The organism is Streptomyces sp. PCS3-D2 (assembly GCF_000612545.2).
GTDB lineage: Bacteria > Actinomycetota > Actinomycetes > Streptomycetales > Streptomycetaceae > Streptomyces.
In genome coordinates this window covers 6,672,076-6,683,375 of record NZ_CP097800.1, presented here as the reverse complement: position 1 = coordinate 6,683,375, position 11,300 = coordinate 6,672,076, and the positions used below count along the sequence as shown (strand labels likewise).

The following is an 11,300-nucleotide window of genomic DNA, read 5'->3' as shown; positions in this document are numbered from 1 at the left end:
GAGTTGTGGTGCACCTTTTCACGCTCAATCTCGCCCATCCCCACCACTATGTCGTCTCCTGCCATGGCGATGCAGACATCGTGAGCGCTCCCCTCATACGACGTGCCCTCGGCAACGCCCTCCGGCACGCCGGAAACCGTGACGTCGTGGCCGACCTCTGCGAGATCGACTTCATGGACAGCTCCGGTGCGGCCCCCCTGGTCGAGGCGGACCGGCTGCTCCACGCCAGGGGCCGCCGTCTGTGGATCGGCTGCTCGGGCGCACACGGAGCCCGCTTCCTGCACCTGCTGAAGCTGGACGGGTACTTCCCCAGGGTGCCCCCGTCGGTGGCGCTCCCGCTGTGCAACAGCGGCGGCCACATCACCGGGATGGAGTAGCGGGCCCCGCACCGCCGTCGTCACCCTGCCGCATTCCGGCCGGGTCCCTCCTGCCGCGCACCAGCGCGAGGGGGCGCATGCTGAAAGAGGCCGGAAGGGACGGGCCGAAGGGAGGCGAGAGCCCATGGGCGCCCTTGACCTGGTGGTCGTCGTGGCCGCCGTCGTGGTGATCGGCGGGTTGGGCTGGTACTTCTTCGGACCCCGCCGGGCCGGAACGGCCCGGCTGGAGGGCGGGGTGCAGCGGGTGGACGTGGTCGTACGGGGCGGCTACAGCCCGAACCTGATCAAGGTCCGGCAGGGCACACCGCTGGAGCTGGTCTTCGACCGGCAGGAGTCAGGGGAGTGCACCTCCCGGGTCGTGTTCCCCGATCTCCATGTGAGCGCCGGGCTGCCCGCCCACACGCGCACCACGGTGCACCTGCGGCCCGACCGTCCAGGCTCGTTCGGCTTCGCCTGCGGCATGAACATGATCCACGGCACCCTGCTCGTCGAACCGGACGGCGACCCCGGATCGGCCGCACCGCCTCCGGACGCCGGGCGGGCCGCCACCGCATCCGCCACTGCTTCCGGCAGCCCATCCGGCGGGGCCCCGGCTTCCGCCGTGGAGCGGTCGGCGGCCGAGGCGGAGGCCGCCGACGTCGCCGAGCGGCAGGCGGAGATCGCGGACCTGACCCGTCGGGTCGCCACCGGTGCGGTGCTCACCCTTCCGGTTCTGTTCGCGGTCATGGCGCACGAGCTGTTCGGTGCCGACTGGGTACCGGGATGGCTGCTGAACCGCTGGCTCCAGCTGGCCCTGATCACCCCGGTGATGTTCTACACCGGGTGGCCGATCCACGTCACCGGCTGGCTGGCGCTGCGCCACCGCGGTGCCGACATGAACTCGCTGATCACCCTGGGCACGAGCGCCGCCTACGCCTACAGCCTCCTCGTCACCCTCGCCCCGGGACTCCTTCCGCAGGACGTGCGCGAGGTGTACTACGAGGCCGTCGGCGTCATCCTCACCCTCATCCTGCTCGGCAGACTGCTGGAGGCCCGAGCGAAGGCCGGCACGGGCGAGGCCATCCGTTCCCTCCTGGGACTCCAGGCCCGCACCGCACGCGTCGTACGGGACGGCACCGAGAGCGAAATCCCCGTCGAGGACGTGACCGTCGGCGACGAGATCGTGATCCGGCCCGGAGAGAAGATCCCCGTGGACGCCGAGGTCCTGACCGGCTCCTCCGCGATCGACGAGTCGATGGTGACGGGCGAGCCGATGCCGGTGTCCAAGCGCACCGGGGACCAGGTCATCGGGGCCACCGTCAACACCACCGGGTCCCTGCGCGTACGGGCCTCCAAGGTCGGCGCGGACACGATGCTCGCCCAGATCATCCGCCTCGTACAGGCCGCGCAGGCGTCCAAGGCGCCCATCCAGCGCCTCGCCGACGCCGTCTCGGCGTATTTCGTTCCCGCCGTCATCGCCATCGCCGTCGCCACGTTCGCCATCTGGTTCACCCTCGGGCCGCCGCCGGCCCTCACCCTGGCCCTGGTCTCGGCCGTGGCCGTGCTGATCATCGCCTGCCCGTGCGCGCTCGGGCTGGCCACCCCGCTGTCGGTGATGGTAGGCACCGGCAAGGGCGCCCAGGCCGGCATCCTCATCCGCTCCGCCGAGGCCCTGGAAACCGCCCACAAGATCGACACCGTCGTCCTCGACAAGACCGGCACCGTCACCGCCGGAAAGCCCGTCCTCACCGACGTCCACACCGCCGACGCCACCACCGAGGACGAGCTGCTGCGGCTGGTGGCAGCAGCCGAGGAGCCGAGCGAGCACCCCCTTGCCCAGGCCATCGTCGCCGGCACCCGCGATCGCGGCGCAGCCTCGCCGGCGGCCCCCGTCTCCGGCTTCGAATCCGTCACCGGCCAAGGAGTCAGGGCGACCGTCGCCGGCCACACCGTTCTCGTGGGCTCCCCCCGCCTCCTGGCGACCGCCGGCATCGACACCGGCTCGCTGAGCGCGGAGGCGGCGCGCCTGTCGGCCGAGGGAAAGACCCCGGTGCTCGCCGGGATCGACGGCAGGCCGGCAGGGGTCCTGGCCGTCGCCGACACCGTCAAGGACGACTCCGCGGATGCCATCGCCGCCCTCCAGCGCCTCGGCATCGAAGTGGTCATGCTCACCGGCGACAACGCCCGTACCGCCGCCGCGATCGCCACCCAGGTCGGCATCGGCCGGGTGCTGGCCGAGGTGCTGCCGGAGCACAAGGCCGACGAGATCCGCCGGCTCCAGGCCGAGGGAAGCACCGTCGGCATGGTCGGCGACGGCATCAACGACGCCCCCGCGCTGGCCGCCGCCGACGTGGGCCTCGCGATCGGAACCGGCACGGACGTCGCCATCGAAGCCGCCGACGTCACCCTCATCTCCGGTTCCCTCAGCGGAGTCGTCACCGCCGTCAGCCTCTCCCGCGCCACGATGCGCAACATCAAGCAGAACCTCTTCTTCGCCCTCGTCTACAACGCCGTCGGCGTCCCGCTCGCCGCCGGCGCCCTCTACCCGCTGTGGGGCATCCGCCTCAGCCCGATCATCGCCGCCGGAGCCATGGCGCTGAGCTCCCTGTCCGTCGTCACCAACGCCTCCCGCCTGCGCCGCTGGCGCCCCACTCCCCTGCCGCACGCCGCACCGGCCCGCGTCCGGCCCCGGGTCGAGACTCCGGCCGACCGCGCTGCCGCCCTCCGCCGCCCCGACACCACGGGCCCTCACCCGCATCCTGGCGAAGAACACCCGGAGCCCGACAGCGCCGCCGCCGCACGACGGGCCGTGGACCCCGTGTGCGGCATGCGGATCGACGCGAGGGACCCGGCCGCGCCGCGCCGCCGGACCGGCACCGGCGAGTACGTCTTCTGCTCCGCCCACTGCGCGGCCGCCTTCGACGCCGACCCGAGCCGCTACACCACCAGACACGACGGCGCACACGAGACCCGGTGAGCCCGTCTTCGCGCGCGTGCTGAGGGCGTCCGGCACGGCTTCGGCCGCGACGGCCGGGGCAGGGGAGCCGGAAGGGACGCGCGCGACCGCCCCGACAGTGGGCGGTGTACGCAGGCGGAACCAACCGTTCCCTCGTGCTGATCGAACTGAAGCTGCCCGACATCGGCCTGGCCTCCGTCGAGACACGAGCGGCCTTCATCGAGAGGGCCACCGACATCGCGTACGGGCTCATGACGCCCGGCCACGATCGCGACGACATCCGGATCAACATCGTCAACGCCCCGGACGGAGGCTGGGGCATGGGCGGCCAGGCGTATACCGGGGAGCGCCTGGGTGAAGCCATCACCCGGGCGGCCGACGCGGCCGGAGCCCACCCCTGACCGGCCGCCCACGCCTCGACGGCCCGAAGCCCGCCGGCCGCCGGCCGCCGGCCGCTCCGGCGTACTGCGCGCAGGCGTGCGTACGGCTCCCGGATGACGGTCGTGTCCGTCGCGGGTCGCAGATCGTGGCCCTACGACTCGGCCGCCGTCGCTCCACCGCGCCGAGAGAGGTGGCCCGGGGGCGTGGCCCGGCGTACGGGAGGGCGGGCACGAGGCCGGATCGGGGCCCGGCCGGGGGCCGTACCCGGGGAGTCCGGCACGTCCGACCGGCCCGTGGCGCCGTGTGGGCCGGCAGGGGCCCGTTGGGGGGAATTACCGGATGCGGCGGCCCCGGACCGCGGTGTGCGCGCGACCTCCGGGCGGCACCAGCCCCCAAGGTGGGACCTGCTGTCCTCATACCGGAAGGAAGACGCCCCATGGGAGCAGGTCCGCTGACCCGCGACACGCTGCGGACCCAGCTGTGGCCGTTGCCGACCCTGGGCGTCCTCCTCGCCGTCGCCGCGGGCGTGGGCCTGCCCAGGCTGGACATGCGGATCGGGCACCACGTGCCGCAGTCGCTCACGACGTACCTGTTCGGGGGCGGCCCAGCGGCGGCACGGACCGTGCTGGAAGCGATCGCCGGCTCCCTGATCAGTGTCACGGCCCTGACGTTCTCGCTCACGGTGGTCACCCTGCAGCTGGCGAGCAGCCAGTTCTCCCCCCGTCTGCTGCGGACCTTCAATCAGGACCGCTACGTGCAGGCCACGCTCGCGCTGTTCCTCGCCACCTTCACCTATGCCCTGACCGTACTGCGCACCGTGCGCACCGAGGCCGACGGGCAACCGCCGTTCGTGCCGCAGCTTTCGGTCACGCTCGCCTTCCTCCTCACGCTGGCGAGCGTGTTCGCGCTCGTGGCCTTCCTGTCCCATCTGGCGCGCAAGATCAGGGTGGAGACCATGCTCCGCGATGTGCACGTCGCCGCCGACGACACCCTTCGCAGGCTCGTCCCCGAGGCCCGCCCGGCCATCCCCGGGGGCGCCGCCGGGGCACCGGAAGCCCCTGGCGACGCCCGGACCGCCCTGTCCCTGTCCGCGGGAACCTCGGGCTTCCTGGCCGCCGTGGACGAGAAGGCACTCCTGGCGGCGGCGATCGAGGCGGACGCGGTCGTCCTGATCGACCGGTGCCCGGGAAGCTCACTGATCGCCGGTACCCCCGCCGGGGTCGCCTGGTCCCGTACCGGCACCCCGTTCCCTCCGGACACGCGGCGCCTCCTGATCGAGCGGACGGCCCGTGCGCTGCGCACCACGCCCGAACGCACTCCCGATCAGGACATCTCCTTCGGTCTGCGCCAGCTCACCGACGTGGCCACCCGGGCGCTGTCTCCCGGGGTCAACGATCCGACCACCGCGATCCACGCCCTCTCGCACTCCTCCGCGCTGCTGTGCGCCATGGCACAGCGCGACCTCTCGCCCCGGCGCCTGCGCGACGACCGCGGCCGGGTCCGCGTCGTACTGCGCCGGGCGACCCTCGCCGAACTCCTCCACCTGGCCGTCGACCAGCCGCTGCACTACGGTGCGGCGGATGCCGCGGTCCTGTCCCGCGTCACCATGCTGCTGCGGGAACTGGCCTGGCACAGCGGACCCGAGCAGCGGCCCGTCGTCGCCGAGCACCTCGCGCGGCTGCGGTCCGCCATCGCCACGCAGGAACTCCACCCGGGCGACAGGATCCGCCTGACAGACCTCGCCGACAGCGTCGGGCAAGCCCTGGACGGCCACTGGACCACGGCTGCGCCCTGAGGTCCGTCCCGGCTCCGCTCGCAGACCGACGGGGGAACCCCGGGACGGGGCCGACGCCCGCCTCCCGGTGGCGCCGTGGCGGCTGCGTACCGCCCTATGGTGAGCTCCGGTCGCGGTACCGGCCCCGCAGGTACAGGGCTGCGGTGACCAGCAGTGACACCCAGGCGAGACCTTCGCGACCGGTTCGTCCGCACGGGCACCGGCCCACCCCGGGCAGGGCCGCCCGCCCCGGTTCCCGCCCGGGGCGCCTGCTCGTCAGCTCCCCAGCGCCTCGGGTAGTCCCGCGAGAGACGGCCGGGTGTCGACCGGGGACAGGCCGTCCACCGGGCCGCCCTCGGTCCGCGGCGCCGTCCGGTGCGACGGCTGTGGAGTCCGGTCCTGGTGATGGTCCCCGGCGCGTTCGAGGAAGCGCAGGAGTTCGACGGGGAAGGGCAGGACCAGCGTGGAGTTCTTCTCGGCGGCCACGGCCACGACGGTCTGCAAGAGCCGCAGCTGGAGCGCGGCCGGCTGTTCGGACATCACCGCCGCCGCCTGGGCGAGCTTCTTGGGCGCCTGGAGCTCGGCGTCCGCGTTGATCAGGCGGGAGCGCCGCTCGCGGTCGGCCTCGGCCTGCCGTGCCATGGAACGCTTCATGCCCTCGGGCAGCGAGACGTCCTTGATCTCGACCCGGTCGATGGTCACGCCCCACTCGACGGCCGGACTGTCCATCATCAGCTCCAGGCCCTGGTTGAGCTTCTCCCGGTTCGACAGCAGCTCGTCGAGGTTGGACTTGCCCAGGATCGAGCGCAACGAGGTCTGCGCCATCTGCGACACGGCGAACCGGTAGTCCTCCACCCGGATGATCGCGTCCACCGGGTCGACGACCTTGAAGTAGATCACCGCATCGACCCGCACGGTCACGTTGTCCCGGGTGATGCCGTCCTGGGCGGGCACCGGCATCGTGACGATCTGCATGTTCACCTTGTGCATCCGGTCGACCACGGGAACGACCATGGTGAAGCCGGGCCCGCGGACGGAACCCATCAAACGGCCGAAGCGCAGCACGACCCCCCGCTCGTACTGTCTGATCACCCGCGCCGCGGCCGCCACGTAGAGCACCGCGCCGACGCCCGCCACGACCAGAGCGGCCAGCAGCCCTTGCAGCATGACAATCACCCACAAAGATGACGTTTTACTTCTTTTTTGTATTGTTCCCCGCTCGGGCGCCGAGTAGGCGCGGGGGCGGCCGCCGCTATGTGTGGAACCGCAGGATCCGGGGCAGCCGCCGCGCGGGAGCGGGTGTGGTGGTCGGGGTCGTCGACGCCGGGGGGCTGGGGGGGAGCTGGTGCCGGTGGTACGGACGGCCGCTGCGGAGGCGACGGCTCACGATGGCACCCTGCGGATCCTGCACGCGGTGGAGTGGCCGGTCCCGCCCGCCCCGGAGCTCGTACGCCGCTCGCCCGAAGCCGCTGTGGTCGTGGTGGGGCACCGGAGGGCGGGAGGGTTCCCGCGGCTTCCGCCGGGACCGGTCGCACTGCGGGTCACCGCCCATGCCGGGTGCCCCGTCCTGGTGGTCCGCCCTGGCGAGGGGACCGGCTCCGGTGCAGCGGGGCGCCGGGTCGTCATGACGGCGCGGTGGTCAGCCGCGGCACGACGCCCAGCACCCCGTCCACCCGCCAGGCCGCTCGCAGCAGGGCGAAGGGATCGGCGGTGGAGCAGGGCAGCCCGTGGAGGGTGACGACGCCCTCCCGCACGTGGATCCGCAGGAGGTCGTCGGCGGACGGCGGCAGACGGGACGTGATCTCCGCCGCGACCTCGGCGCGGATCTCCTCGTCCGTCCGCAGGAAGACCCTCAGCAGGTCGCGGCGGGTGGTGATGCCGATGAGACGGTCCTCTTCGTCCACCACCGGCAGCCGGTCGACGTGCCTGCGCTCCATGACACGGGCGGCCTCGGCCACTCGCTGCTCCGGATGGACCGTCACGGCCGGCGTCGTCATCAGTGTGGCGGCCGCCACAGGGCCCGCGGCCCGGCCGGACTCACCCGGCCTGCGGGTGAGGTCGGTGCGGGAGACCACACCCACCACCTTGTCGTCCTCGTCCACCACGGGCACGCCGCCGATCCGGTGACGGTCCATCAGCTGTTCCAGTCGCCTCGCGGACGTCCCGGCGCGGGCCGCGACGACGTCGCGGGTCATCACCTGACCCACCAGGGGTGTCTTCATCATGTACCTCGCCTCCGGCACGCTCGCCCCTTCCGGCCTTTCCGACCACCCCAGCCTGCGCCGCACCGGGATCCACCGGACAGGGGCCGACCGGCCCGGCCGCGGTGCCGGCCGTCCTCCGCGTTCCGGGACGCGGCCCCTCCGGCGCGGCGGCCCACCCGCCAACCACCCTCGAGGCGCGGGTCCGGGAGGGAACCTCCGCGGTGCTCCACCGCGCCGGCGGCCGGGACAGGGCCGATCGGCCCTGTCCTTCGGCCTCTTGTGGAAGGCACCATGGGCAGCGTTCGCGCGTGTGCCGGACGGAACCATGCCAAGGAGAGAATCCATGCCCCCCAGCGGCACCCCTTCCCCCGCGCAGACGCCCATCAGCGTCTTCCTCCTCGACGACCACGAGGTGGTGCGCCGGGGTGTGCACGACCTGTTGGACGCCGAGCCCGACGTGACCGTGGTCGGTGAGGCGTCCACGGCCGAGCAGGCGTTGGTCCGCATCCCCGCGCTGCGCCCCCAGGTCGCGATCCTGGACGTGCGGCTCCAGGACGGCGACGGGGTCAGCGTGTGCCGGGAGTTGCGCTCGCGGATGCCGGACCTCGCGTGCTTGATGCTCACCTCGTTCGACGACGAGGAAGCACTGCTGGACGCCGTCATGGCCGGCGCGTCCGGCTACGTTCTGAAGCAGATCTCCGGCACCGACCTGGTCAACGCCGTACGCACGGTCGCCGCGGGCCAGTCGATGCTCGACCCCGGGGCCACCACCCGGCTGATGGCGAGGATGCGCGGCGAGGTCCCCCCGGAGGAGGCGGCACCCGGCCTGCCCGGATTCACCGACCGGGAGAAGGAGATCCTGGTCCTGGTCAGTGAAGGGCTCACCAACAAGGAGATCGGACAGCGGCTCTACCTGGCCGAGAAGACCGTCAAGAACATCATCTCCCGGCTGTTCACCAAGCTGGGCGTCGAACGCCGAGTCCAGGCCGCGGTGATCGCCAGCCACGCGCTCACCCCGCCCCGTCAGCATCCCGTGCAGGCGACCGAATAGGAACAGAACCGGTTCCCCCGACTGCGGGATGGGCCCGGCTCGTTCCGGTGGCGGCCTCGACAGCGCCGCCACCGGAACGAGCCGGGCCCATACACGTGTCCATGACAGCCCTGGTGCCGGACCGGGGCCACTCGGCGCCGCGGAAGGGCGGTGGTCCGTGTCACGGTCCGTCCTCCCCGCCGGGTCTTCACCAGCGGGCGAGGAACGTCGCGACCGCCGTTCCCGGTATGAGGGTGAACCCGGCCACGGCCCAGGCCGTAACGGCGCGCCGCGGCAGGGCGCCGGTACGCGCGGGAGGCGGGTGACCCAGCGCCGACCAGCGTCCGGCCTCCTCCCGCTGCTCCGCGCCGTGCTGGACGCGGCCCTGGACGGCCAGGGCGCAGGAGGCTGCCGTTCCGGCCACCGCCGCGAGAGCGACGAGCCCCCGGGGCGCTGCCGCCAGGAGCAGCAGCGTGACGAATGCGGCGGTCCCCCAGCCCGTGAGGCAGGCCGTGGCGGCCAGCCTGCGGGACACCGGGCGGTCGGCGCCCGCACGTATGTCGGTGATCGCGGGGACGTACCAGACACTGCCGGACACACAGAGGACCGCGACACCGAGTGCCGTCAGCACGTGGGACATGGGCGTCTCCTTGCCTGAGCCGTGCGGAGCCCGGCGCCGGCTCAGTGAGCGGCCGGTTCGAGGGCGGCGATCTCGGGGTGGTGGAGGTCGAAGGCGGGCGACTCGCTACGGATGCGCGGCAGGGCGCGGAAGTTGTGCCGCGGCGGCGGGCAGGAGGTCGCCCACTCAAGGGAACGGCCGTAGCCCCACGGGTCGTCGACCTCGACCTTCTTGCCGTACCGGGCGGTCTTCCACACGTTGTAGAAGAACGGCAGGATCGACAGGCCGAGCAGGAACGAGCCGATGGTGGAGAGGGTGTTGAGCCCGGTGAAGCCATCCGCGGCGAGGTAGTCGGCGTAGCGGCGCGGCATGCCCTCCGCGCCCAGCCAGTGCTGCACGAGGAAGGTGAGGTGGAAGCCGGCCGTGAGGGTCCAGAAGGTGATCTTGCCGAGGCGCTCGTCCAGCATCGTGCCGGTGAACTTCGGCCACCAGAAGTGGAAGCCGGCGAACATCGCGTACACCACGGTGCCGAAGACGGTGTAGTGGAAGTGCGCGACCACGAAGTAGGAGTCGGAGAGGTGGAAGTCCATCGGGGGTGAGGCCAGGATCACGCCGGTCAGGCCGCCGAAGACGAAGGTGACCAGGAAGCCGATCGTCCAGAGCATCGGGGTCTCGAAGGACAGTGAGCCCTTCCACATGGTGCCGATCCAGTTGAAGAACTTCACACCGGTCGGTACCGCGATCAGGAAGGTCATAAAGGAGAAGAACGGCAGCAGCACACCGCCGGTGACGTACATGTGGTGCGCCCACACGGTCACCGAGAGGCCGGCGATCGCGATCGTCGCGGCGATCAGGCCGATGTAACCGAACATCGGCTTGCGCGAGAAGACCGGAATGATCTCCGAGACGATGCCGAAGAACGGCAGGGCGAGGATGTAGACCTCGGGGTGGCCGAAGAACCAGAACAGATGCTGCCACAACAGGGCGCCGCCGTTGGCCGCGTCGAAGACGTGGGAGCCGAACGTGCGGTCGCATTCGAGGGCGAAGAGGGCCGCGGCCAGCACCGGGAAGACGATCAGGACCAGCAGCGCCGTCAGGAGCACGTTCCAGGTGAAGATCGGCATCCGGAACATCGTCATGCCCGGAGCGCGCATGCAGATGATCGTGGTGATGAAGTTGACCGCGCCGGCGATGGAGCCGAAGCCGGACAGCGCCACGCCCATGATCCACATGTCCGCGCCGAGGCCCGGGGAGTGCACCGCGTCCGACAGCGGCGCGTACAGGAACCAGCCGAAGTCGGCCGCACCGCCCGGGGTGAGGAACCCGAAGGCCGCGATGAGCGAACCGAACAGGAAGAGCCAGAAGGCGAGCATGTTGAGCCGGGGGAAGGCGACATCGGGCGCGCCGATCTGCAGCGGCATGATCCAGTTCGCGAAGCCGGTGAACAAGGGCATGGCGAACATCAGCAGCATGATCGAGCCGTGCATGGTGAACGCCTGGTTGAACTGCTCGTTCGACATGATCTGCGTACCCGGACGGGCCAACTCCGCGCGCATCATCAACGCCATGGCACCACCCAGGACGAAGAATCCGAAGGCGCTCACCAGGTACATCGTGCCGATCTTCTTGTGGTCGGTGGTCGTCAACCACTCCACCCACGAAGCCCGGCCCGTCCCTCCGGGTATCGCGTGATGCGGGGTCTGCGCCACACCCGCCGTGTTCTTCGTTCCTGCCACGTCCACCGGACGGTGCCTCCCTGTCGGCCGTACACATGACGGACCGGGAGGTGCTGCGGACGGGGGATCCGCGGCGCCTCCCGGCACCGCTTCATGATCGGCGTGGGGTCGGCGGCCCGGACAGGGCCGAACAGTCCCCCCGGCCCCGCCCGGGCAGGGCCGAACGGCCTGTTCCTGCCGCACGGTGGGGCCGGGGAAGCGGCGCCCGCGCCCGGTCGCCGTCCGCCGGCCGGGACCCGTGCGG

At 71.8% G+C, this 11,300-nt stretch carries 10 protein-coding genes; 6 read left to right on the top strand and 4 right to left on the bottom strand.

Annotated elements, in window-relative coordinates; all coding sequences use genetic code 11:
- The first annotated feature begins 5 nt into the window (after nt 1-5).
- The 4 genes from AW27_RS29990 (at nt 6) to AW27_RS29975 (ending at nt 5,488) form a co-directional block, all read left to right on the top strand.
- The gene (locus AW27_RS29990) at nt 6-377 is read left to right on the top strand and encodes an STAS domain-containing protein (RefSeq protein WP_052031290.1); all 372 of its coding nucleotides are present in this window, start codon (nt 6-8) and stop codon (nt 375-377) included.
- 124 nt (nt 378-501) lie between these two features.
- Nucleotides 502-3,333, top strand: coding sequence for a heavy metal translocating P-type ATPase (locus AW27_RS29985; RefSeq protein ID WP_037928838.1), 2,832 nt, complete (start codon nt 502-504; stop codon nt 3,331-3,333).
- Between the two features lie 134 nt (nt 3,334-3,467).
- Complete coding sequence (locus AW27_RS29980) at nt 3,468-3,713, top strand: tautomerase family protein (protein ID WP_157840315.1); 246 nt, start codon at nt 3,468-3,470, stop codon at nt 3,711-3,713.
- Nucleotides 3,714-4,129: 416 nt separating this feature from the next.
- Nucleotides 4,130-5,488, top strand: a complete 1,359-nt coding sequence (locus tag AW27_RS29975; protein WP_037928845.1) for a DUF2254 domain-containing protein — start codon at nt 4,130-4,132, stop codon at nt 5,486-5,488.
- A gap of 255 nt (nt 5,489-5,743) precedes the next feature.
- Here AW27_RS29975 and AW27_RS29970 read toward each other — a convergent pair whose 3' ends face one another.
- The gene (locus AW27_RS29970) at nt 5,744-6,634 is read right to left on the bottom strand and encodes a slipin family protein (protein WP_078557051.1); all 891 of its coding nucleotides are present in this window, start codon (nt 6,632-6,634) and stop codon (nt 5,744-5,746) included.
- A 91-nt stretch (nt 6,635-6,725) separates the two neighbouring features.
- On the opposite strand from AW27_RS29970, the gene AW27_RS29965 reads away from it, so the two are divergent.
- Nucleotides 6,726-7,205, top strand: a complete 480-nt coding sequence (locus tag AW27_RS29965) for a universal stress protein (protein WP_078557053.1) — start codon at nt 6,726-6,728, stop codon at nt 7,203-7,205.
- Here AW27_RS29965 and AW27_RS29960 read toward each other — a convergent pair.
- The gene (locus tag AW27_RS29960; protein WP_052031292.1) at nt 7,090-7,692 is read right to left on the bottom strand and encodes a CBS domain-containing protein; all 603 of its coding nucleotides are present in this window, start codon (nt 7,690-7,692) and stop codon (nt 7,090-7,092) included. The genes AW27_RS29965 and AW27_RS29960 overlap by 116 nt on opposite strands.
- 322 nt (nt 7,693-8,014) lie before the next feature.
- Between AW27_RS29960 and AW27_RS29955 the strand changes: the two genes are divergently transcribed.
- A complete protein-coding gene (locus AW27_RS29955) occupies nt 8,015-8,722 on the top strand; it encodes a response regulator (RefSeq protein WP_037928848.1) in 708 nt (235 codons plus the stop codon).
- A 187-nt stretch (nt 8,723-8,909) separates the two neighbouring features.
- Here AW27_RS29955 and AW27_RS29950 read toward each other — a convergent pair whose 3' ends face one another.
- Complete coding sequence (locus AW27_RS29950) at nt 8,910-9,341, bottom strand: hypothetical protein (protein ID WP_037928850.1); 432 nt, start codon at nt 9,339-9,341, stop codon at nt 8,910-8,912.
- Nucleotides 9,342-9,382: 41 nt separating this feature from the next.
- On the bottom strand, nt 9,383-11,029 hold the full coding sequence (ctaD, locus tag AW27_RS29945) for an aa3-type cytochrome oxidase subunit I (RefSeq protein WP_052031325.1): 1,647 nt from the start codon (nt 11,027-11,029) through the stop codon (nt 9,383-9,385).
- Nucleotides 11,030-11,300 lie beyond the last annotated feature (271 nt).